General features: G+C 61.8%; 18 protein-coding genes, 1 tRNA gene and 5 pseudogenes. 11 read left to right on the top strand and 13 right to left on the bottom strand.

Features of this window, described 5'->3' with window-relative positions; all coding sequences use genetic code 11:
- Positions 1–123 precede the first annotated feature (123 nt).
- From ACZ1HK_RS13030 to ACZ1HK_RS13010, 5 genes and pseudogenes are all read left to right on the top strand, one after another.
- Positions 124–411, top strand: a complete 288-nt coding sequence (locus ACZ1HK_RS13030; RefSeq protein WP_472629066.1) for a hypothetical protein — start codon at positions 124–126, stop codon at positions 409–411.
- Positions 389–967: a peptidylprolyl isomerase gene (locus tag ACZ1HK_RS13025; protein ID WP_472629065.1), complete on the top strand. Its 579-nt coding sequence runs from the start codon at positions 389–391 to the stop codon at positions 965–967. The genes ACZ1HK_RS13030 and ACZ1HK_RS13025 overlap by 23 nt, the downstream gene beginning before the upstream one ends.
- Positions 968–988: 21 nt before the next feature.
- Positions 989–2,258 (top strand): annotated as a pseudogene (argJ, locus tag ACZ1HK_RS13020) (bifunctional glutamate N-acetyltransferase/amino-acid acetyltransferase ArgJ).
- Positions 2,255–2,653, top strand: coding sequence for an 8-oxo-dGTP diphosphatase MutT (mutT, locus tag ACZ1HK_RS13015; protein WP_472629064.1), 399 nt, complete (start codon positions 2,255–2,257; stop codon positions 2,651–2,653). The pseudogene argJ and the gene mutT overlap by 4 nt, the downstream one beginning before the upstream one ends.
- Before the next feature lie 149 nt (positions 2,654–2,802).
- A complete protein-coding gene (locus tag ACZ1HK_RS13010; RefSeq protein ID WP_472629063.1) occupies positions 2,803–2,949 on the top strand; it encodes a hypothetical protein in 147 nt (48 codons plus the stop codon).
- A 132-nt stretch (positions 2,950–3,081) separates the two neighbouring features.
- Here the strand turns inward: ACZ1HK_RS13010 and hemH are convergent.
- Both hemH and ACZ1HK_RS13000 read right to left on the bottom strand, forming a co-directional pair.
- Positions 3,082–4,139, bottom strand: a pseudogene (gene hemH / locus ACZ1HK_RS13005) (ferrochelatase).
- A 2-nt stretch (positions 4,140–4,141) separates the two neighbouring features.
- Positions 4,142–5,011, bottom strand: a complete 870-nt coding sequence (locus ACZ1HK_RS13000; RefSeq protein ID WP_472629062.1) for a methyltransferase domain-containing protein — start codon at positions 5,009–5,011, stop codon at positions 4,142–4,144.
- A 49-nt stretch (positions 5,012–5,060) separates the two neighbouring features.
- On the opposite strand from ACZ1HK_RS13000, the gene ACZ1HK_RS12995 reads away from it, so the two are divergent.
- The 3 genes from ACZ1HK_RS12995 to ACZ1HK_RS12985 are packed head-to-tail and all read left to right on the top strand — an operon-like array spanning position 5,061 to position 6,595.
- Positions 5,061–5,795: a double zinc ribbon domain-containing protein gene (locus ACZ1HK_RS12995; RefSeq protein ID WP_472629061.1), complete on the top strand. Its 735-nt coding sequence runs from the start codon at positions 5,061–5,063 to the stop codon at positions 5,793–5,795.
- Positions 5,796–5,834: 39 nt separating this feature from the next.
- Positions 5,835–6,095, top strand: coding sequence for a glutaredoxin 3 (gene grxC / locus ACZ1HK_RS12990; protein WP_472629060.1), 261 nt, complete (start codon positions 5,835–5,837; stop codon positions 6,093–6,095).
- A 56-nt stretch (positions 6,096–6,151) separates the two neighbouring features.
- Positions 6,152–6,595 (top strand): MarR family winged helix-turn-helix transcriptional regulator, encoded by a 444-nt coding sequence (locus ACZ1HK_RS12985; RefSeq protein WP_472630833.1) that lies wholly within the window; start codon positions 6,152–6,154, stop codon positions 6,593–6,595.
- 62 nt (positions 6,596–6,657) lie between these two features.
- Here the strand turns inward: ACZ1HK_RS12985 and ubiG are convergent, their stop codons facing one another.
- Positions 6,658–7,404 (bottom strand): bifunctional 2-polyprenyl-6-hydroxyphenol methylase/3-demethylubiquinol 3-O-methyltransferase UbiG, encoded by a 747-nt coding sequence (ubiG, locus tag ACZ1HK_RS12980; protein WP_472629059.1) that lies wholly within the window; start codon positions 7,402–7,404, stop codon positions 6,658–6,660.
- A gap of 58 nt (positions 7,405–7,462) precedes the next feature.
- Here ubiG and pip point away from each other — a divergent pair.
- Positions 7,463–8,451, top strand: a pseudogene (pip, locus tag ACZ1HK_RS12975) (prolyl aminopeptidase).
- 143 nt (positions 8,452–8,594) lie between these two features.
- Here pip and ACZ1HK_RS12970 read toward each other — a convergent pair.
- Complete coding sequence (locus tag ACZ1HK_RS12970; RefSeq protein WP_472629058.1) at positions 8,595–9,548, bottom strand: SDR family oxidoreductase; 954 nt, start codon at positions 9,546–9,548, stop codon at positions 8,595–8,597.
- Positions 9,549–9,708: 160 nt separating this feature from the next.
- Between ACZ1HK_RS12970 and ACZ1HK_RS12965 the strand changes: the two genes are divergently transcribed.
- Positions 9,709–10,599 (top strand): AraC family transcriptional regulator, encoded by an 891-nt coding sequence (locus ACZ1HK_RS12965; RefSeq protein ID WP_472629057.1) that lies wholly within the window; start codon positions 9,709–9,711, stop codon positions 10,597–10,599.
- A gap of 159 nt (positions 10,600–10,758) precedes the next feature.
- Here the strand turns inward: ACZ1HK_RS12965 and ACZ1HK_RS12960 are convergent.
- The 4 genes and pseudogenes from ACZ1HK_RS12960 to ACZ1HK_RS12945 form a co-directional block, all read right to left on the bottom strand.
- A pseudogene (locus ACZ1HK_RS12960) lies at positions 10,759–13,781 on the bottom strand (error-prone DNA polymerase).
- 182 nt (positions 13,782–13,963) lie between these two features.
- Complete coding sequence (locus tag ACZ1HK_RS12955) at positions 13,964–14,332, bottom strand: hypothetical protein (RefSeq protein ID WP_472629056.1); 369 nt, start codon at positions 14,330–14,332, stop codon at positions 13,964–13,966.
- Entirely contained in the window at positions 14,329–15,093 is a 765-nt protein-coding gene (locus ACZ1HK_RS12950; protein WP_472629055.1) for a coenzyme F420 hydrogenase/dehydrogenase beta subunit N-terminal domain-containing protein, read from the bottom strand. The genes ACZ1HK_RS12955 and ACZ1HK_RS12950 overlap by 4 nt, the downstream gene beginning before the upstream one ends.
- A gap of 171 nt (positions 15,094–15,264) precedes the next feature.
- Positions 15,265–15,341 (bottom strand) — tRNA-Arg (locus ACZ1HK_RS12945).
- A gap of 107 nt (positions 15,342–15,448) precedes the next feature.
- Here ACZ1HK_RS12945 and ACZ1HK_RS12940 point away from each other — a divergent pair.
- A complete protein-coding gene (locus ACZ1HK_RS12940; RefSeq protein ID WP_472629054.1) occupies positions 15,449–16,471 on the top strand; it encodes a LacI family DNA-binding transcriptional regulator in 1,023 nt (340 codons plus the stop codon).
- A 7-nt stretch (positions 16,472–16,478) separates the two neighbouring features.
- On the opposite strand, the pseudogene ACZ1HK_RS12935 reads toward ACZ1HK_RS12940, so the two are convergent.
- From ACZ1HK_RS12935 to ACZ1HK_RS12915, 5 genes and pseudogenes are all read right to left on the bottom strand, one after another.
- Positions 16,479–17,890 (bottom strand): annotated as a pseudogene (locus tag ACZ1HK_RS12935) (L-serine ammonia-lyase).
- A 231-nt stretch (positions 17,891–18,121) separates the two neighbouring features.
- Complete coding sequence (locus ACZ1HK_RS12930; RefSeq protein WP_472629053.1) at positions 18,122–18,787, bottom strand: class II aldolase/adducin family protein; 666 nt, start codon at positions 18,785–18,787, stop codon at positions 18,122–18,124.
- Positions 18,780–19,661: a Tm-1-like ATP-binding domain-containing protein gene (locus ACZ1HK_RS12925; protein ID WP_472629052.1), complete on the bottom strand. Its 882-nt coding sequence runs from the start codon at positions 19,659–19,661 to the stop codon at positions 18,780–18,782. Before ACZ1HK_RS12925 ends, ACZ1HK_RS12930 begins: the two co-directional genes overlap by 8 nt.
- Positions 19,616–19,918 carry a hypothetical protein gene (locus ACZ1HK_RS12920; RefSeq protein ID WP_472629051.1) on the bottom strand — a complete coding sequence of 101 codons (303 nt, stop codon included), beginning with the start codon at positions 19,916–19,918 and terminating at the stop codon, positions 19,616–19,618. Before ACZ1HK_RS12920 ends, ACZ1HK_RS12925 begins: the two co-directional genes overlap by 46 nt.
- A gap of 4 nt (positions 19,919–19,922) precedes the next feature.
- On the bottom strand, positions 19,923–20,858 hold the full coding sequence (locus ACZ1HK_RS12915; RefSeq protein WP_472629050.1) for a carbohydrate ABC transporter permease: 936 nt from the start codon (positions 20,856–20,858) through the stop codon (positions 19,923–19,925).
- Position 20,859 lies beyond the last annotated feature (1 nt).

Below are 20,859 nucleotides of genomic sequence, written 5' to 3'. Positions count from 1 at the left end.
ATCTTCCGCCAACGGCCAAGGCCCCGAGATGAACCCATCAGCGAGATAAGGGTCGGCCCGATGATAGTCAACGTAAGGCGATCCCGCGATTTCGCGGCTTTGCCCCCAACAAGGATTTTCCCGATGAAACGCTTTCTGATGTCCGGCGCCATGGCGCTCGCCCTGGCCGCCCCTGCTTTTGCCGACGGCCATGTGAACGGAGAGACTGTGCTGGCCACCGTCAACGGTGAGGCGATCACCGTCGGCCACCTGATCGCCATGCGCCAGATGCTGCCCGCCGAATACCAGACCCTGCCCGATGAGGTGCTCTTTGACGGCATGCTGGAGCAGTTGATCCAGCAACAGGTTCTTGGCCGAGGCCGCCGAGGCATCCGAAATCAGCCGCGAGATGCAGTTGGGCCTCGAGAATGAGCGTCGCGCCTTCCTCGCCGCCATGTTCATGGACGATGTCGCCATGGCCGAACTGACCGAGGAAGAGCTTCAGGCAGAATATGACGCCATCTATGGCTCGGCCGAGCCGACCGTTGAATACAATGCCGCCCATATCCTTCTGGAAACCGAGGAAGAGGCGCAGGCCATCATCGACCAACTCGCCGAAGGTGCAGATTTCGCGGAACTCGCCGCCGAGAACTCCATTGGGCCGTCAGGTCCCAATGGCGGCGCGCTGGGTTGGTTCGGCGCTGGCATGATGGTGCCCGAGTTTGAAGAAGCCGTGTTCGCGCTTGAGGTTGGTGGCGTCTCCGCCCCGGTGCAAACGCAATTCGGCTGGCACGTTGTTCTCCTGAACGAGACCCGCGAACAGCCGCTGCCGACCCTCGAAGAGGTCGCGCCCGAGCTTGAGGAAACGCTCCGCCGTGCCCGCGTCGACACCCGCCTGCAGGAGTTGACCGAAGCCGCCGAGATCGACCGCCACGAGGTGGAGATTGACCCCGCCGTGATCCGTGACCAAGCTCTGATCGCGGAGTAATCACGGGCGGAAGGGGCCACCATGTCGGAAACACCAAGCAAGGTGGCCGTCGCCACCGGCGGCAGCAAATACGCGGTCTCACCGCTCGCTCCCGCCGCCTTCCCCGACTTGCCCGCAATTGACGGCGTCCGCTTTGCTGCGGGCGCTGTTGGCGTCAAATACAAAGACCGCGTCGATGTGATGCTGGCTGAAATTGCGCCGGGCTCCACCCTCGCGGGCGTCTTCACCCGCTCCGCGACGCGCTCTGCCGCGGTGCTCGATTGTCAGGCCAAACTGCCGAACGTCAGCACCGACCAAGGCCTCGCCATCGTCGTGAATTCCGGCAACGCCAACACCTTCACCGGCAAGCGCGGCGTCACCGACGTCGCCCTGATCGCCGAAGCCGCTGCGCAGGCTCTGAGCCTGCCGCAGGGCCACATCTTCACTTCGTCGACCGGCGTCATCGGTGAGCCTCTTCCAGCTCAAAGATCACCGACGCGCTGCCCTCCATCGCCCAATCCCTCAGCGCCGACGCGTCTGATGTCGCCGCCCGCGCCATCATGACAACCGACACCTTCCCCAAAGGCGCGGTCGCCACCTGCCAGATCGACGGCAAGACCATCACGATCATGGGCTTCGCCAAAGGTTCCGGCATGATCGCACCCGACATGGCCACCATGCTCGGCTACGTTTTCACCGACGCCGCCGTGACGCAAAGCGCGCTGCAACAGATGCTCAGCGCCACGAACGAGGTCAGCTTCAACGCCGTTACCGTCGACAGCGACACCTCCACTTCCGACACCGTCCTGCTCGCCGCCACGGGCCGCGCCGCAAACGCGCCCATCACCGCGCCTGACGCGACCTTCCAGGCCGCGCTCCGGACGGTCATGCAAGACCTCGCCCACCAGATCGTCCGTGACGGCGAAGGCGCCACGAAATTCGTCGAAGTCCGCGTCACCGGCGCCGCGTCTGACACTGACGCTCGCAAAGTCGCCCGCGCCATCGCCAATTCCCCCTCGTGAAAACCGCCATCGCGGGAGAGGATCCGAACTGGGGCCGCATCGTCATGGCCGTCGGCAAATCCGGCGCACTGGCCGACCGCGACACACTCACCATCCGCTTCGGTGACATCCTCGTGGCCGAAAACGGCTGGGTCGCCGACAGCTACTCCGAAGATGCAGGCGCGGCTTACATGAAGAATCCGGAACTCCTGATCGACGTCGACCTCGGCCTTGGCCAAGGAACCTCAACGATGTGGACCTGTGACCTGACTCACGGCTACATCCAGATCAACGCGGATTACCGCTCGTGAAGACCGTTTTGGTGTCTGCCGTCGCCCTGATCGACGCCGATGGCCGCATCCTCCTGGCCCAACGGCCCGAGGGGAAATCCATGGCCGGCCTCTGGGAATTCCCCGGCGGCAAGGTCGAACCCGGCGAAACCCCCGAACTGGCCCTGATCCGCGAGCTGCAAGAGGAACTCGGCATCAATACCTGGGCGTCGTGCCTCGCGCCGCTCACCTTCGCCAGCCACAGCTACGATGATTTCCACCTGCTCATGCCCCTCTTCGCCTGCCGCAAGTGGCAGGGCATCCCGCAATCCCGCGAAGGGCAGGCGCTGAAATGGGCCCGCGCGAACGAACTCCGCGACTATCCCATGCCAGCAGCCGATATCCCCCTGATCCCGATTCTCCGCGATTGGCTTTGAACGGGCGGATCACGCCACATCCGGGCCGGATTACCCGCAAATTTATCCACAAAGCGCATAAAAACTTCAGAAAGTTGCGCACAGACGTAATTTTGTAAGTGATTTCTTAATCAAACCGGCTAACATTTGAGCACACGTCTATGGGGGATATGGCTGTGTTGACCACCGTGATCATCGGGACCTGTGTGTCCATTCAAGGCAATTTTGTCCGCAAGCTGGCCAATGGCATGGTGACAGTGCGCGTGGGCGACAAGCAATTTACCGGCCACCCCGTCGTCTCGGCCCTCGCCGCCTGACAGGGCAATCCCGTCCATCTTTGTTCCATGAAAATGCAAAAGCGGCGCTCGCCAAACGCGCTGCCTTTTCTGTTCGATCACCCGCGGATCAAAGCGGCGAGGCGGGGCTGAGGACCCCCACCCAAAGGTCGCTCAGCCAAGCCACCCTTTCAGGTTCTCTTCCACCACCGTCGCAAGCGCATGCATATGCGCGTCATCGTCGTTCAGGCACGGGATATAGGTGAATTCCTCACCCCCGCTTCCTCAAAGCTTTCCCGGATCTCTTCGTTGATCTCTTCCAGCGTCTCGATGCAATCGGCGCTGAACGCAGGCGCGCACACGGCGATTTTCTTCTTCCCCTGCTCCGCCAGATTGGCCACTTCCTCAACCGTGTATGGCTTCAGCCATTCCTCCGGCCCAAACCGGCTCTGGAACGTCGTCACGATATCCGTGTCGCCCCAGCCCAGCCGTTCCTTCAAAAGGCGCGTCGTCTTCTGACACTGGCAGTGATACGGGTCGCCTTCCATCAGGTACCGCTTCGGCACACCATGATAGCTGCAGACCAGCACGTCAGGGCGGTTCTCCAACTCGCCGTAGGCGCGCTCGATGCTCTGCGCGAGCGACTCAATGTAAAGCGGATGCTCGTAGTAGGGCTCCACCGTGCGCACCTGCGGCTGCCATTTGATGTTCTCCAGCGACCGGAAGAACTGGTCACAGGCCGTGGCCGAGGTCGCGCCCGCATATTGCGGATAGAGCGGGAAAAACAGGATCTTGGTGCAGCCCTGCGCCACCAACTCATCCACCTTCGATTTGGTTGATGGGTTGCCGTAACGCATGCAGAAATCCACGATCACATCGTCGCCATAACGATCCGCCATCAGCGTCTTCATCTTGGCGGCCTGATCCTTGGTGATCGTCATCAGCGGGCTTTCCCCGGCCTCTTCATTCCAGATCGACTTGTACGCCGCGCCCGACGAAAACGGCCGCTTCGTCAGGATCACCAACTGCAACAACGGCTGCCAGATCCATGGGCTATAGTCGATCACCCGCTTGTCGCTCAGGAACTCGTTCAGGTACCGGCGCATCGACCAGTAATCGTAATTGTCCGGCGTGCCGAGATTGGCCAGCAGGATGCCAACCTTGCCCATCTTCACCCTTGGGTGGTCGGCAGGGGCATGTTCGAGCGCTGGCGCGGGGCTGGCTTGCATCATGTTCATCGGCTTTTCGGGCTCTCAACGTCGGGCCGGTCATGGACCGGTTTTGCGGTTTCGTCAAACTCGTCGACGCCCAGAGCATCGGCAAGCCGGTGGGTGGCAGCGCCTGGGCGCAATGGCTGTTGCTGGCTATCGTGTGGCGCCCAACCTGTAAGGAATACGAGCTCGAACGTCGCTTGGATGCGATTTTCTTCCGCCGGGTGCGATTCCGCGTAAATCGCGGCGGCCGTCGGAAACAACGCCCGCGGCACAATAGCCCTGTGTCGCGCGGCCAGCGCGTTACTTTCCCCCATCGCGCGCAGGTCATGCATCAACGCAATCGCGTTGGAATAGGTCACCCGCTTGCGCAAGCTGTCGGCCACCGGCAGGGCCAGCCCCGCTCTTTGCAGCAGGCTGCCCATATCCCGCACCTCGGCCATCGGCGCGACCCGTGGGCTGATCCCACCCATCACCTGCGCCTCCGCCTCGCCCATCGCCGCGCGCAACTCGGACAGTGTGGCGCCCCCAAAGGCCACACCAAGGAACAATCCGTCCGGCTTCACTGCGCGCCTGCATTGCACGATCTGCCCCACCGGGTCGTCCGCCCAATGCAGCGACATGGCGTGGATCACCAGATCATGCGCGCCCTCGTTCAGCGCAAGCGTGTCCTCCATGCCCACAATTTGTGCGCCCTCGGCAAATTCACGCCAAATTTTCGGAAAATCCGTCACAATTGCCGTCGACGTAAACCTCCTGTTAACGTCCATGAGTCTTTCCTGAAGCTCCAGCATGGCTTCGTCATGCAAAAAGCGCGCGGGGTCACGCGCCGCGCGGGCACGGTGCGCAGCAAGCGCTTTGGCGTCAGTCAGGCGAGGGTTTGTATTGTGCAAGAGGCTCTGTTCCGGCGTCCGGTCTACCGGCGCAAAATAGGGGGCACAAATGAGATTGCAAACCATGCTCCACACGGTGTTTCCGCCCGAATGCCTGAGCTGTGCGGAGCGGGTCGAAGACCCGTTTGCAATCTGCGGCGCCTGCTGGTCCGACACGCCGTTCATCCTCGGGGCAGCCTGCGACCTTTGCGGCACCGGTCTTCCCGGCCAAAACGGCGCTGTGGATGAGGTTCTTACGTGCAGCGAGTGCGAAACGACGCACCGCCCATGGGACAAAGGGCGCGCCGTCTTCGGGTATGAAGGCGTGGGCCGCAAACTCGTTCTCGCCCTGAAACATGGCGACCGGGCCGATATCGCGCGCGCGGCGGGCCCCTGGCTCGCCCGTGCCGGTGCCGACATGCTGCAAGACACCCCACTGATTGTTCCCGTTCCCCTACACTGGACCCGTCTTGCCCGCCGCCGGTTCAACCAGGCGGCTTTGTTGGCCTGGTCCATGGCCCGCAACACGCCGGTGCCGCTCGATGTGGAGCCAATGGCGCTTTTGCGCCTGCGCCCAACCCCGTCTCAGGAAGGCAAAGACAGGGAGGCGCGCCACCAGAATGTTGATGAGGCCATCGTCGCCCATCCCAGACGCGGCGATGTTCTAAGCGACCGCAATGTCATTCTGGTGGACGATGTCATGACCTCCGGCGCCACCTTCGCGGCCGCCACGCAAGCCTGTCTGGCAGCCGGTGCCAAAAAAGTGTCTGTCCTGGCACTGGCGCGCGTGGGCCGGGATACCTAGGTTAGCGTCGCAACGCAGACGGAACACGGGGACCGCATCATGTCGCACGTCGAAATCTACACCTCGCCGCTTTGCGGCTTTTGCCACGCGGCAAAACGGATGCTCACCGAAAAAGGCATCAGCTATGCCGAGATTGACGTGGCCGCAGATCCCGCCAAACGGCAGGAGATGATGGGCCGCGCCAATGGGCGCCACACCGTTCCGCAGATTTTTATCGGCGATCAGCATATCGGCGGCTACGACGATATGGCCTCGCTCGAACGCACCGGCAAACTGGACCCGCTTCTCGCGGCTGAATGACCCTGCGGCACCGTTAACCCTTGCGTCATGCCGCAACGCGGCGTCTTATCCGCGCCATGTCGCAGGCCGATGATCCTCTCTCTGTTGCGCTCTTTAGCGAGGTCTTCATGGTGGACCAGCTGGCGCGCGCGCGCCTGTCCAAGGCCCTCCCTAAAGGCATGGAACTCAGCCATTTTTCCGTGCTCAACCATCTTGCCCGCAGCAATGATGAGAAATCGCCAGCCCAACTCGCCCGTGCCTTCCATCTGACGCGTGGCGCGATGACCAACACGCTCAATCGCCTCGAATGGGCGGGCCATATCCATGTCCGCCCCGATTGGGATGATGCCCGCCGCAAGATGATCTCCATCAGCCCCGCCGGCCGCCGCGCGCGCGATGCCGCGATCTCCGCCATCGCCCCAATCCTGTCCGAGGCCGTCTCGGAAATCGGTGCGGAAAAGGTCCGCGCCACCCTTCCGATCCTGCGAGAGATGCGGATCAAGCTGGAAGGCGAAGGCTAGGCGCGCCCCTCTTCCTTGTTTCAAAAATACCTTGGGGGTTCGGGGGCAAGGCCCCCGGCGCGTCAGCGCTTCACGGACGCGGTCACGTAATTCACGCTCAGATCCCGGTCGCTCAACCCCCAGGTCCACAGCACCGGGTTAAACACGAATCCCTTACGGTCCACCGGGTCCAACCCCGCCTCTTCAATCAACCCGAACAACTCGTCCGGCGTGATGAACTTCGACCATTCATGGGTGCCCTTGGGCAACCAACGCATCACATGCTCGGCCCCGATGATCGCCATCAAGTAGCTTTTCGGGTTCCGGTTCAGCGTCGAGCACACCATCAATCCGCCCGGCTTCAACAGTTGCTGACACGCCGTCAGATAGGCCAGCGGGTCAGCCACATGCTCGACGACTTCCATGTTCAGGACGACGTCGAATTGCTCGCCGTCCGCGGCCATCGCCTCAGCCGTCGTGTGGCGATAGTCGATCTCCAACCCCGACTGCTCCGCATGCACCCGCGCCACCGGAATATTCCGTTCCGCCGCGTCGGCGCCCACGACATCCGCACCCAGCCGCGCCATCGGTTCGGCCAGCAATCCGCCGCCGCAGCCTATGTCCAAAATCCGCAGCCCCGCAAACGGAGCCTCGTCTTTAAGGTCCCGCCCGAACTCCGCCGCGATTTGGGCGCAGATGTAGTCCAGCCGCGTCGGGTTCAGCATATGAAGCGGCTTGAATTTGCCCTCCGTGTCCCACCATTCGGCGGCCATTGCCTCAAATTTAGCGATTTCACCGTCATCTACAGTGGTTTGCGGCGCAGCGTTCATGGACATCTCTTGCAACTTTAGTCAGTCTTAATGGCGTCACGCTCTATATAGGACGAGTATGGACAAGTTCTCCGGCCAAAAGCGCGCAGCCGCGCATTTGTTTCCGCCTATCGACCCGTTTGATCAACGGATGCTCGATGTTGGCGATGGCCACCACATCTATGTCGAACAATGCGGTAACCCGCGCGGCGCGCCTGTTGTGGTGCTCCATGGCGGGCCCGGCGGCGGGTGCAGCCCTGCGATGCGGCGCTATTTCGACCCGACCGTTTGGCGCATCATCCTGTTCGATCAGCGCGGCTGCGGCCGCTCGCGCCCCCATGCCTCGACCAACGACAACACCACCTGGCACCTCGTCGCCGATATCGAACGCATCCGGAACACCCTCGGGATCGACCGTTGGGCCGTTTTCGGCGGCTCCTGGGGGCGACGCTTGGCTTGATCTACGCCGAAGCGCATCCCGAAAACACCGCCTACCTTGCCTTGCGCGGCGTGTTCCTGTCCATGCAGCGAGAGCTTGATTGGTTCTACGGCGGTGGCGCAGGCCAGTTCTGGCCCGACCAATGGGCGCGGTTCGCGAACCTCGTGCCGGTGGAGGAGCAGGGCGACCTGATTGCCGCCTATAACCGCCGCCTCTTCTCCGGCGATCTGATGATCGAGACCCGCTTCGCCCGCGCCTGGGCTGCATGGGAAAATGCCTTGGCCAGCATGGAAAGCGACGGCCATGGCGGCGAAAGCCCCGCCGATTACGCCCGCGCCTTTGCCCGGCTCGAAAACCACTACTTCGTCAATAGGGGCTTCCTTGAGGAGGACGGCCAGATCCTGCGCGACGCCCACCGCATCGCCCAGATCCCCGGCGTCATCGTCCAGGGCCGCTACGACATGATATGCCCCCCCGCCTCGGCCCACGCCCTCGACCGGGTTTGGTCTGCAGGCCGCCTCCACATGATCCGCGGCGCCGGCCATGCGCTAAGTGAGCCGGGCATCAGCCAGGAACTCGTCCGCGTGATGAAGTCGGTGGGTGAGAAGCGCCCGAAATACGGCCTCTGACAGGAGCGCCGGATCGAAGCCTGAACGCGTGGCTTTTCAACGGCTGCGAACGGCGGGCTTAAGACCAGACGCCCCCAATACTGCACAGCGCACCAATGTCCGCTCCGCTGGCAGGTTCGCTGGCAGCGGATGTCCATTGATTGTCAGATTCTCCATTCGAACCCAACGGCATTTTCAGACTCATCCCAAAGCCGGGCCATGATCAATTTGTCGTAGGCGTGGGCGTTCAATGTGCCTTTGCCGACAGGGCCAACCACTTCCATGCGACCCGTTGGGCCATAAAGGGCGCGTTGCTCGGTCAGGGCCTCTTCGGTGGCACACATGACCTCCGGGTAGGAGCCCTGCTCTGCAGTCTGCACCATTGGCGTCTTGGTCATCAGCCAGAAAATCAAACGCATGACCCGGCTTCCGCTCGTGGTGATCAATGACGTCGCCGATGAGCCGGGATGGCAGACGAAAACCCCAACATCTTTCCGCCCCGCAGCGGCCAGCCGGTCCTGCAATTCATAGGCGAACATCATCTGCGCCAGCTTGCTCTGCGAATAGGCAGTGTTTGCCCCGTAGCCTTCATCCCAGCTCATATCGTCGAACTTGATGGTCTTGAGACCCATGTTGTAGCCGAGGCTCGCGACGACCACGATCCGGCCTTTGCTTTCGGTGATGCGGTCAAAGAGCAGTCCATTGAGCAGAAAATGTCCGTAGTGGTTGGTGCCAAGCTGGCTTTCGAACCCGTCGACCGTCAGATTACGCGTCGGCACCTGCGCGATGGCCGCGTTGTTGATCAGCGCGTCGATCCGAGGCACCGTCTTCAGAACGTCATCGGCAGCCTCGCGCACGCTGTCCAGAACGGACAGGTCCATGCGGATAAAGCTCACATCGGCCTGTTCGCCAATTTCCTGTTTCAGCTCCGCGATGGCCGCCTCGGATTTCGCGGCCGAGCGGTTCAGCATCACCACCCTGGCGTTCTTCCCCAGAAGGATGCGCGCGGCCTGAAAGCCCGCGCCAGCGTTGGCGCCGGTGATGATGTAGGTTTTACCTGACTGGTCGCCGAGGCGCTCGGGTGTCCAACCTTTAGGTCCAAATGTCGTATCTGCCATTTTTGTCTCCTGCCAGTCCAGACTGGCGGTTAGGGATGTTGTTTCTTGAAGGCACAGATAGAACCGGATTGGGCGGGCAAATAGGCGAAATGATCTCGAATACTTGCCCAATCGTCTCAAACCTATTGTAAAGAGGAAAGTCCTCTGCCAGCTAATGTGCATGAGCAAAGACCAGATCAAAACCCTGATCGAGCGTCGTCTGCCAAAGGCAGGCCTCGTCGATACCGCACTGAAGGGCGTCCAGCTTTTCCGCGTGACCGAGGCCATGCCCTGCGTCCCAGCCGTCTACGAGCCCACGGTTGTGGCCATTCTCAGCGGCACCAAGGAAGCTGTGCTCGACGGTGAACACCATGTCTATGGCAGCGACAGATACCTGCTGTGCCCAATGACCTTGCCGGTCGAGGCAGGGACGCCACGCGCTTCCAAAGCGGACCCACTGCTCGGCGTCGTGATCAATCTGGATCCACAAATGATGCGCGCGCTCACCATGGAGATCGAGACCGCCGCTGGTGGAAACAGACAATCGCGGGGCGGCGTGCCACAGGCTTTGGCACTGGCGTCCTGGGACGTTGAATTCTCGCAGGCACTGCTGCGTCTTCTCGATCTGCTCGACAATCCGCTTGGTCTGGAGGTTCTCGGACCCGGGCGACTGCGCGAGTTGTGTTACGCGGTGCTCATGGGGGAGGCCGGGGCCGCTGCAAGACGGGCCTTTGGCGTCGGCAACGAAATCGCGCGCACCATCGACTATCTTTCGACCCACCTGAACGAACAGGTCACCATCGACGACATGGCCGACCATGTCGGCATGAGCCGGGCAGTCTTCCACCGGCGGTTCAAGGAAGCCACGACAATGTCCCCGATACAGTTCGTGAAATCCATGCGGCTGAACAACGCCGCAATGAAGATCGCCGAAGGAAAGACCGTGTCGGAGGCAGCCTGGGACGTGGGCTATCAAAGCTCGTCTCAATTCAGCCGGGAGTTCAAGCGGATGTACGGCCAGTCGCCCCGGCAATGGGGCAGCACGGCGCTGCTGCCGGAACGACTGAACTAAACGCCTCTCGCCGATTCACGTTTGTGGGGAATGTCCGGTTTGCGCGGTGCGACCGCCATTGGGTGCGTTGTCCGAAGGACAGTGTCTTCCCACACAACCGGTATTCAATCTCCAGCCCGCGTCTTGCACCTGATTGAGAGGGCGCACGAAAGCGCCGCTTTACCCCTTCCCGCTCCCCCAGTTTTCCACGCGTCCCAGTGGGAATTTCTCGCCAATGGCCTCCACCGGAACCGGCGGCAGGGTGCTCTGCGGTTTCGGGAAATCGTGCCGGGCCGGGGCCTTCACGACGTCCGGCTTCACCAGCAGCCGCGGGTCTATCCGCGGGCTCAGCCGATCCCGGATCAGCGCCACGGGGTGCGTCCGCAAGGTCAGCCGCATCGACACATAATCCTCCACCACCTCTTCACCCTCACTCATCTGCGGCAGCAGCACCGCAGGCTCCACGATCCCCTCACCATCCAGATCGCCCGCAAACAGCGGCAGCTCCTTTTCGGCGTCAAAGCCCGCGCCGCCCACAACGCTTCCCGCCGGCTCATCCCCAAAGCCGCGAAGGCATCCGCCTCGGCCAGCACCGTCAGCATCCGCGCCTCCACGCCTGCGCGCCGCCACACGTCCTCGACCGCGCGATACCCGTTCCCCCGCGCGGCGACGATCCAATCCGCCTCTTCCGCGCGCATCGACTTGATCTGCCGGAACCCCAGCCGCAGCGCCAGATCGCCACTCTCCGTCCGCTCCATCGTATTGTCCCAGTGTGAGCTGTTCACGCAGACCGGTCGCACCTCCACCCCATGTTCGCGGGCATCCCGCACGATCTGGGCAGGCGCGTAAAACCCCATCGGCTGCGCATTCAGCAGCGCGCAGGCAAAGATGCCGGGATGGTGGCATTTCAGCCAACTCGACGCATAGACCAGCAGCGCAAAACTCGCCGCATGGCTCTCTGGGAAGCCATACGACCCGAACCCTTCGATCTGCGAAAAACACCGCTCCGCAAAGTCCCGGTCATAGCCCTTTGTCACCCATCCCCTTCAGGAACCGGGTGCGGAAATCAGATACATTCCCGTGCTTCTTGAACGTCGCCAGTGACCGCCTCAGCCGATCCGCCTCATCCGGCGTAAACCCCGCCCCGGTGATCGCAATCTGCATTGCCTGTTCCTGGAACAGCGGCACGCCAAGCGTCTTGCCCAACACCCGCCCCAACTCGTCGGAGGGGAACTCCACCGGCTCCTCCCCATTCCGCCGCCGGATGAACGGATGCACCATATCGCCCTGGATCGGCCCGGGCCGGATGATCGCCACCTGAATAACCAGATCGTAGAAACAGCGCGGTCGCATCCGGGGCAGAAAGTTCATCTGCGCCCGGCTTTCCACCTGGAACACACCAAGCGAGTCCGCCGCACACAGCATGTCATACGTCGCCGGATCCTCCGGCGGCAGGGTCGCCAGTGTGTAATCAATCTGGTGGTGCATCTGCAGCAGGTCGAACGCCTTGCGCACGCAGGTCAGCATCCCCAGCGCCAGCACATCCACCTTCAGGATGCCCAACGCATCGATGTCATCCTTGTCCCAGCAGATGACCGTTCGATCCTCCATCGTGGCATTCTCGATCGGCACCAACTCATCCAGCCGTCCTTCGGTGATCACGAAGCCGCCCACATGCTGGCTCAGGTGGCGCGGAAACCCGATAATCTCGCTGATCAAGCGAATGGTCTGCTGCAAGCGGGGTGAGGTCGGGTCGAGCCCGATCTCCGCCAACCGTTCAAACTCCGGCGCGGTCTTCGACCACGACCCCCAGATCTGACTGCTCAATGCCGACAGGACATCCTCGCTCAGCCCCATGGCCTTGCCCACCTCGCGCACCGCCCGCTTGCCGCGATAATGGATCACCGTGGCGCACAGCCCCGCGCGGTGCCGCCCATAGCGCTCGTAGATATGCTGGATCACCTCCTCGCGCCGCTCATGCTCGAAATCGACGTCGATATCGGGCGGCTCATTGCGGGCCTCGCTCACGAAGCGTTCAAACACCATGGTGCCGATCTCGGGCGAAACGCTCGTCACCCCCAAAGCAAAACAGGTGATCGAATTGGCCGCCGATCCGCGCCCCTGGCACAGGATATTCCGCGAGCGGGCAAATTTCACGATGTCATGGACCGTCAGGAAATAGGGCTCGTAGCCGAGCTTCCCGATCAGGGTCAGCTCATGCTCCATCTGCTTTTGCGCATAGTCGGGAATGCCCCCGGGATAGCGCCATTCCAGCCCCGCGCGGGCCAGCCGGGCGAGGCGTTCACTGGCGGTCTCGTTCTCGGTGATCTCGCTGGGATATTCGTAACGCAGGCTCTGGATGTCGAACTGGCAGCGCTCCGCCACCTCGATGGATCGCGCCACGGCGCCTTCATGGCCCTCGAAGATCCGCGCCATCTCGGATGGGCTGCGCAACCGCTGCTCCGCATTGGCCTGTGCGGCGGTGCCAAGTTCCTCCACGCGGATACCCAACCGCACACAGGTCAGAATATCGGTCAACCGCCGGCGCGATCCATGATGCATCAGCGGCCGGGCCGAGGCGATGGTTTGCAACCCAAGGCTGTCGGCCAGCCGCGCGTGGCTGGCAAAGCGGTCCGCGTCCTGCCCATCATAAAGCGGCGACAGGCAGAGCGCGGGCGCCAGCCCCACGACCTGTTCCGCCGCCGTCAGCCAGCGCTTCGTGATCCGCGCGGGCGCGTGCAGCAGCAACTCCAACCCCTCATGCCGCTCCAGCAGATCGCTCAGGCGCAGATCGCAATCGCCCTTCACCGCCCTCAGCCGCCCCGTCGACAGCAAGCGGCACAGGCTGGCCCATCCCACCCGGTTGCGGGGCAGGGCGGTGATCTCGACCCCGTCGGTAAACACCAACCGGCTGGCGGGCAGCAGGCGCGGGATATGGTCAATCGGCGCCCGGGGCGCGGGTGGAATATGGTTGGGCCGGGGTGGCCCAATCGGATCCTTGGCGGCCTCTTTCGCGTCTTTGATCTCCTCCCCGATCTTGCGCAACTCCGCCCAGGCGCGGACAACACCGGCGACCGAGTTCTCATCGGCAATCGCAATCGCCTCCACCCCGAGCAGAGCCGCCCGCCGGGCATACTCCTCAGGATGAGAGCCCCCGTCAGGAAGGTGAAATTTGAGGTGATGGAGAGTTCCGCGAATCCCATGATAGCGTACAGTATATTCACGTTTTGTTCTCATGGGGAGTCTTTCGAAAACAGACCCAGATGCGACCAGATGGTCACACTTTCCAAGCTCCACTCACACGGCCTCAAACCCTGACCAAATGGACGCATTTTTTAGGAAAAAAGTGACCAGATGGACGCAACTCTGACCAGATGGTCACAGTTCACTCACCCTCACCGCGACGCAGCCCGTATTTCTCAGCCACCCGCCAGACATGCTCCGGCACCATATTCTTGACCCGCGCCGGGTGCGCCCGGCGCAGGTGCAGGATCGTCTCAATCGCCTTCATTTCCACCCGCGCACGGGCAAATTCCAAGCCCCGCGGCCCAATCCTGGGTTGCAGAAACGACACCACAGGTCGCAGCCAATCGGGCATCCGCCGCAACGGCATTCCGCCCGCCGCGCGTTCGGTATTCGCCAGAAAGCCTTTTACCGCGCCTTCGCGTTTTCCCTTATCTGTCAGGGGTTTGATCTCAATCCGATCCCCCAGGGCCTCCAGCATCTCCACCCCGCGATGGTTGCGGGTGATCACCCATTGATCGCCGTCCCCCCCATATAGCCGACGGTGATATCGGCCAACCGGTTGGTGTAATCCACGCAGGTTTTGCAGGTCAGCGGGAAGAAATCATCATCAAGCTGGCTGATCGGAAGGCTCAGAAAGGGCACAACACGCGGCTTGCGCCCATCGTCAAATCGCAGTTCGACCCGGTAATCGGCGCGGAATTCAAGGTAGCTGATTGTTTCCGGATGATCGTCTAACAGACTGAGAAAACGGTGAAAATTCTCGGTCGTCGTGTTGTCGGAACATGGCGTTCCGATGACATAAAGCCGCTCAAGCCCGAGGTCCCGTTCGATCTGGCGCAGCGCGTAAACCTGACACGGAATACCAATCACCGCGATGCGTTTGTGCCCTGCCTCCATCGCCGGTTCCAACGCTGCTAGGGTCGGCCCATACCCCATCCGCATGCCCCGACACTGCGCCATTTCCTCGGGATCGGTCACGATCACGGGCATCGGTTTCCAGCGATCCTTCGGGTCCGGCGCCACTGCCAGCACGGCCGTCACAGCCCCACTGCGCAACAGTTCCGCAGCTAATTCTGTTGTGATTCCAGTCCATTGTGCGTTCTTCGCAGGCTGCGCCATACGGGCGCGCTGCATCGAGAGGGTGACACCAAAGAACGCTTCATCACCCAAATCAGTATCCGTCTCTCGCCCATGAACACGATGCTCCGCCTCTGGGTAGTCCGGCTGAATGAACTGGCACGCTTTCCCGCAGGCCTTGCCATCGCCCATTCGGCTGATCCCGCAATCCGTACACATTCCCGCGCGCGGTTCGCCCGTGAGTGCCGGGGCCATAAAAGGAAATGATATCAGATCTTTAGGCAAGTCTACGACGCCTCAACAGGACGCTTCAGACTGCGAAATTACACCGAATATGTCAAGTAAAACTGACACTTCTGAGGCTGGCGACCCCGGCAGGATCCGAACCTGCAACCTGCCCCTTAGGAGGGGGCTGCTCTATCCAGTTGAGCCACGGGGCCGATCGTTCGTTTCTCCGCGATTTAGGCCTGTGCCGCAAGCGCTTGCGGACGTTGGCCGGGCATGCGTATCAAGGGACAAACGGCGCACACGACCAAAGGAAGACCCCTTGCGCGGACGAAATCCATTTGATGGCAAGCCGCAGATGACCCTGCGCGATGTGGCGGACGCTGCCGGCGTCAGCGAAATGACGGTCAGCCGCGTGCTGCGAAACCGGGGCGATGTTTCGGTGCAGACGCGCGAGCGCGTCTTCGAGGCTGCTCGAAAACTGGGATATGTGCCCAACAAAATTGCTGGCGCATTGGCCTCAAACCGGGTGAATTTGGTGGGCGTCGTTATCCCGTCGCTGTCCAACATGGTCTTCCCAGACGTGCTGCACGGCATCGGCGCGGTGCTTGACGGCACCGAGTTGCAGCCCGTGATTGGCACGTCGCAATACGACGCCGACAAGGAAGAAAAGGTCATCTACGAGATGCTGTCCTGGCGTCCCTCCGGCCTGATCGTTGCAGGGTTGGAGCATACCGACTCGGCCCGCGCGATGATGCGTGCAGCCGGTGTTCCGGTGGTCGAGGTGATGGATGTTGACGGTGACCCGGTCGCAGGAGTTGTGGGCATCAGTCACGAAGCGGCAGGCCGGTCTATGGCCAATGAAATCGTGGCGCGCGGGTACAAACGCATCGGCTATCTCGGGTCGAGTTCGATTGCGGATGCGCGCGCGCAGAAGCGGTATCGCGGCTTCAAGGCGGGCCTAGCAGACGCCGGCCTGGGCCTGACGGATGAGATTTTTTATGAAGGCGCGTCGGGGTTTGGCACCGGGCGTGGCATGACCCAAGCGCTGCTAGAGCGAACGCCTAACCTCGATTTTCTCTACTATAACACAGACATGAACGCTGCCGGTGGGCTGCTCTATTGCCTCGAAAAAGGTATGCGCATTCCTGATGAGATTGGGTTGGCCGGGTTCAATTCCTTTGAAGTGTTGGACGGCTTGCCCCTGCGTATCGCCACGATGGACAGCCAACGCGATGCGATTGGCCGTAAGGCGGCAGAGCTGATGGTGGCCAATGAGCTGACATCGGAAGTGATCCGACTTGAGCCCGAATTTCTGCCCGGCGACACGGTGAGACGCGCTTAACTCCGGCTCAACACTCCGGCAGGTTCACAGCCAGGCCGCCCTGGCTGGTTTCCTTGTACTTCGTGCTCATATCGATGCCGGTTTGGCGCATCGCTTCGATGCAATTGTCGAGTGGCATGAAATGCGTGCCGTCCCCGCGCAGCGCGAGAGAGGCGGCTGAAACGGCCTTGATCGCGCCCAATCCGTTGCGCTCGATGCAGGGAACCTGAACAAGCCCGGCAACCGGATCACATGTCATGCCAAGGTGATGTTCCAGCGCAATCTCAGCGGCGTTTTCGATCTGTTCATTCGTGCCACCTAGCGCCGCACATAGCCCGGCTGCGGCCATGGCGGAGGCACTGCCGACCTCGCCCTGGCATCCAACCTCGGCGCCCGAGATCGACGCGTTGTGTTTGATCAGCCCACCGATGGCGGCGGCGGTCATCAGGAAGGTGCGGCGGCCTTCTTCTGTCGCGCCGATGCAATGGTCGCGGTAGTAGCGCAGGACGGCAGGCACGACACCTGCGGCGCCATTCGTCGGGGAAGTCACAACGCGCCCGCCCGCGGCATTTTCCTCGTTCACGGCCATGGCATAGACGCTGAGCCAATCGTTCGCGACATGGGGTTGGGCGAGGTTGGTTCCGGCTTCGGCCTTCAGCTGGTCGTAGATGTTTTTCGCGCGGCGTTTGACGGCAAGGCCGCCGGGCAGTTCCCCTCCATCCGAAGGCCCCGGTCGATGCAATCGTCCATGGCCTTCCAAACGCTGTCGAGGCGTGTCTGAACCTCGGCCCGCGGGGCGAGGGCTGCCTCATTCTCCCACTTCATCTGGGCAATGCTTTTGCCGGTTGCGCGCCCCATTTGCAGCATTTCCTGCGCAGAGCCGAAGGGGTGGGGGAAGCCGGCCTCTTCCTTTTCGGCGTGCAGGGCATCGGGCCCTTCGCCTTGGCCCGCAAGTTCCGTCGCTGTCAGGACAAATCCGCCGCCGATCGAATAATACGTTTCCTCAAGATACAGATGTCCCGCATCATCAAAGGCCCTCAAGATCATTCCATTGGCATGCCCTGGTAGGGTGCGGTCATAGTCGAAGATCAAGTCCGTTGCGGGCTGAAATTTGAGCGGCGGTAGCCCAGGCGGCGTGACGATGCCGCTGGCATTTATCTCCGCCTCAAACGCTTCGGCGCGATCCGGGTCAAGCGTGGCAGGCTCAAATCCGGCAAAGCCAAGGACAACGGCGCGGTCGGTGGCATGGCCCTTTCCGGTAAAAGCAAGCGAGCCGTGCAAGGACGCGCCCAAGCCAGCCAGTACGCCAGCACCCGGCTCCTTCTCGCGGCCGGAACGGAGATCTTCCAGAAAACGTGCTGCGGCTGTCATCGGCCCCATGGTATGAGACGAAGACGGGCCGACGCCGATTTTGAAGATGTCGAAGATCGAAAGGAACATGGGATCGCGTCTATCGCGTGGGCGCGTGATTCCCAATGGGCGAAGGCGACAGAGTGCGTCTTTTTCCGACGCCCCGCAAAGAAATGGGCAGGGGATATAGCGCGTCGTCGGTCGGCAGAAAGCCTTGTCTAGAGCACTTTGCATTTGATTTGAATCGCAACCCGCTGCCTCGCGCTCGATGGCGCGAACGCGGTACGCGAAAAGAGTGCCTCGGGTAAAACGCAAAGTGCTTTAGCTTGCGGCCCTCGCGTCCATCGCGGTGCCATATTGCGGCAGATCGGCCTGCGTCTTGCCGTGGGCCGCCATCAGCGTGTCGCGGACATAGGCAATATGGGCGGTCTCCTCGATGATCTCAGCGAGGTATTGCGCCGCCATCAGCGTCGGTCCTGCGCCAATGGTGCCGTGATTGGCCAGTACGGCGGCCCGGATATTCGGGTCGCGGAAAACGGGGCTGATCTCAATTTCTGTCTGAGGGCCACCGTTCGCTGACAGCGGGATAAGCGGCATGCGCCCGATCTTTTCGATGGTCTGCACTGTCAGGCAGGGGATTTCGATCCCCGCGCTGGCATAGCCGGTGGCCCAAGGACTGTGGCAGTGGACGATGGCGTTGATGTCGTCGCGGATGCGGTAGAGGTCGAGGTGAAAGTCGAGGTCCTTTGACGGCTTGAGCGCGACATCGCTCGGCAGGATCGTTCCGTCGAGCATCACAACTTGCAGATTGTCGCGCGTGCACTCGTTGAAGCCCACGCCCGACGGTTTGATGACGATTGCATCCCTGCTGTCCAGACGTACCGACAGATTGCCACCTGCATTGGTCTGAAGGCCCCCGTCAAAGCACCGCTTGGCCGTCGCGATCAGGGCATCCATCTTTTCGTGCAGGTCGGGGAAATCAGGCATCTTCGATCCTTTTGCTCATGGCGTTTTGCAGCGCGTCAACGGCGGCGAGCGCCGCTTCGGTCGTGTTGATGTGATCTGGAATTCGGGAAACTGTGTAGGCGCGCGCTTCTGCCTCCAGCACCTCAGCTGCAATTCCTCGCAGGTTCGGGTCTTCGATTGCACCGCCGATCCGATCCTCGTGGCTCAGCCCACCCATGGGCACGATGACGTGGCAGGGGGCCTCGGCCTCGTTCAGCAATCCCGCCAAGGCCTGGGCTTGCGCGGCCATCTCGGACTCCGTCAGCTTGATGTGGGTGAAATAGGCGGAGTGTCGGTAATGGGGGCGTTCCAGTTGTTCGGGCGAGACTGTGCTGATCTCACCCAAACCAATGAAGTTGAGGCCACCGGGCAGCACAACACGCGGCAGGTGATTGGCGCAGGAGAACCGGGTTGGCATGGGCACATGGGCCCCCGCCAAACGCAGCCGCCCCAGCTCGTGCACGTTCAGGTCGATGACACCGGCCACCGGGCTTTCCGCCACGAACCGCGCAAAGGCTGCGCCGCCATAGCCGTTGGCGTGGAAGACTGTGGGCTCGAAGTTATGGGTGCCCAAAAGTCGGGCCACTTCGGCCCCGGCGCGTCCTGTGGCACCTAGAGTTGTGACCGCCACTGCAGTCGCCCGCTCCGCTGAAGGGATGTGCGCCCGGTAAAGCCCCGCCACCATTGAAGCTGCGTTTTCGAACACCTGCCGCAGCATGGGGTTCAGACCCTCGATATCGCAAAGCGTCGGGATCAAGGTGATCGCTGTGTCGGCAAGCGCCGCGCGGGGATCGAACGCCATCGTTGTGATCAGTACTTTCGGGTAGACCGCCGGCAAGCCCTTGAGGGCGGCCAACACAATCTCACCCCCGTGCCGCCGCCGACGCCGAGTGCGACGTAGCATTCATCACACATTGCTGCGATGTGGGCCGCCGCCTGCTGCGCACGCTCTTCCATGCGCTTCAGCTTTTCCGCGCCCGACAGCACCGTGCCGCCTGCGCCAAGCGAGACATCGACACGCTCGACCTCCAGCCCGTTGCGTGCAAGCGCGTCAGACAGGTAGCCAAGCTCGACCCCCTTGGTTTCGAACGTTCCGATCAGCAAGACCTTCATTGGGTCAGCCTTTCACTGCACCAGCCGTCATGCCAGTGATGATCTGCCGCGACGCAAACAGTGTGAACAGGATCGGCGGAATGGCCAGCAACATGCCAGTGGCAAAGATCGTGCCAAGCCCGTCGAATTCGGATGCGTTGTTCACGATCAGGATCGGCACCGTCATGGTGTCCCGATCTGCCAGCGCCGAAGCCAGCAGGTACTCGTTCCACGCGATGCGGAACGTGAAGATCGACGCCGCCGCAAGACCCGGCTTGATCAAGGGAAGCACGACCAGGAAGAAGACCTGAAATGGCCCGGCGCCATCGACACGGGCAGCTTCCTCAAGCGATTTCGGCACCTGCACGATGAAGCTCTGCAAGATCCAGATCACGAAGGGAAGGTTCATAGCGACATAGACGATGATGATGCCTGAATGCGTCCCTGCAAGGCACACATCCCCGCGCCCACCGAAGGTGTCGCGGATCCAAGCGCCAAGCCCGTAGTCATTGTCGAGGCAGAAGGCGTTGTTCCAAAGCCCAAACACCGGCACCAGCAGAACCGCAGGCGGGATCATCCGCACGGCCAGCGTAGACAGCGAGACCGTGTCGCGCCCCATGAACTTGAACCGCACCAGCGCATAGGCCGCCATGCAACCGAAAATCAGCGTTAGCGCGGTGGAGATCAGCGCAATGATGATCGAGTTGATGAAGGCTCCGCCAAACCGGATCTGACAGAACCGCAGATGCTCGGGCTCATACCACAGGATATCGCACAACGCGGTCTCGTAGTTGCGGATCGTCGGCATGAAGATCAAACCGCCCACGCCGGACGTAATATCCACGTCCAGCCGCATCGAATTGGCCAGCAGAATGATAACCGGCCCAACGCTCATCAGGATCAGGATCGCAATCAGAACGTAGAAGGCCGGGTTCTGGCGGTCGTAATTGGTGTCAGCCATG

It is taken from the genome of Gymnodinialimonas sp. JB5-7 (assembly GCF_055693405.1).
The sequence above is the reverse complement of the archived record's forward strand: the minus strand, read 5'-3'. Positions and strand labels throughout refer to the sequence as shown.

What these genes read in the sequence shown, in the direction of transcription:
- ACZ1HK_RS12995 (WP_472629061.1), top strand. Translation starts at nt 5,061, where the DNA reads ATGAGATTGCAAACCATGCTCCACACGGTGTTTCCGCCCGAATGCCTG.
- ACZ1HK_RS12950 (WP_472629055.1), bottom strand. Translation starts at nt 15,093, where the DNA reads ATGGGCGATGGCAAGGCCTGCGGGAAAGCGTGCCAGTTCATTCAGCCG.
- ACZ1HK_RS12920 (WP_472629051.1), bottom strand. Translation starts at nt 19,918, where the DNA reads ATGAAGGTCTTGCTGATCGGAACGTTCGAAACCAAGGGGGTCGAGCTT.
- ACZ1HK_RS12985 (WP_472630833.1), top strand. Translation starts at nt 6,152, where the DNA reads ATGTCGCAGGCCGATGATCCTCTCTCTGTTGCGCTCTTTAGCGAGGTC.
- ACZ1HK_RS12915 (WP_472629050.1), bottom strand. Translation starts at nt 20,858, where the DNA reads ATGGCTGACACCAATTACGACCGCCAGAACCCGGCCTTCTACGTTCTG.
- ACZ1HK_RS12965 (WP_472629057.1), top strand. Translation starts at nt 9,709, where the DNA reads ATGAGCAAAGACCAGATCAAAACCCTGATCGAGCGTCGTCTGCCAAAG.
- ACZ1HK_RS12970 (WP_472629058.1), bottom strand. Translation starts at nt 9,548, where the DNA reads ATGGCAGATACGACATTTGGACCTAAAGGTTGGACACCCGAGCGCCTC.
- ACZ1HK_RS12930 (WP_472629053.1), bottom strand. Translation starts at nt 18,787, where the DNA reads ATGCCTGATTTCCCCGACCTGCACGAAAAGATGGATGCCCTGATCGCG.
- ubiG (WP_472629059.1), bottom strand. Translation starts at nt 7,404, where the DNA reads ATGAACGCTGCGCCGCAAACCACTGTAGATGACGGTGAAATCGCTAAA.
- ACZ1HK_RS13010 (WP_472629063.1), top strand. Translation starts at nt 2,803, where the DNA reads ATGGCTGTGTTGACCACCGTGATCATCGGGACCTGTGTGTCCATTCAA.
- ACZ1HK_RS13025 (WP_472629065.1), top strand. Translation starts at nt 389, where the DNA reads ATGCAGTTGGGCCTCGAGAATGAGCGTCGCGCCTTCCTCGCCGCCATG.
- ACZ1HK_RS13030 (WP_472629066.1), top strand. Translation starts at nt 124, where the DNA reads ATGAAACGCTTTCTGATGTCCGGCGCCATGGCGCTCGCCCTGGCCGCC.
- grxC (WP_472629060.1), top strand. Translation starts at nt 5,835, where the DNA reads ATGTCGCACGTCGAAATCTACACCTCGCCGCTTTGCGGCTTTTGCCAC.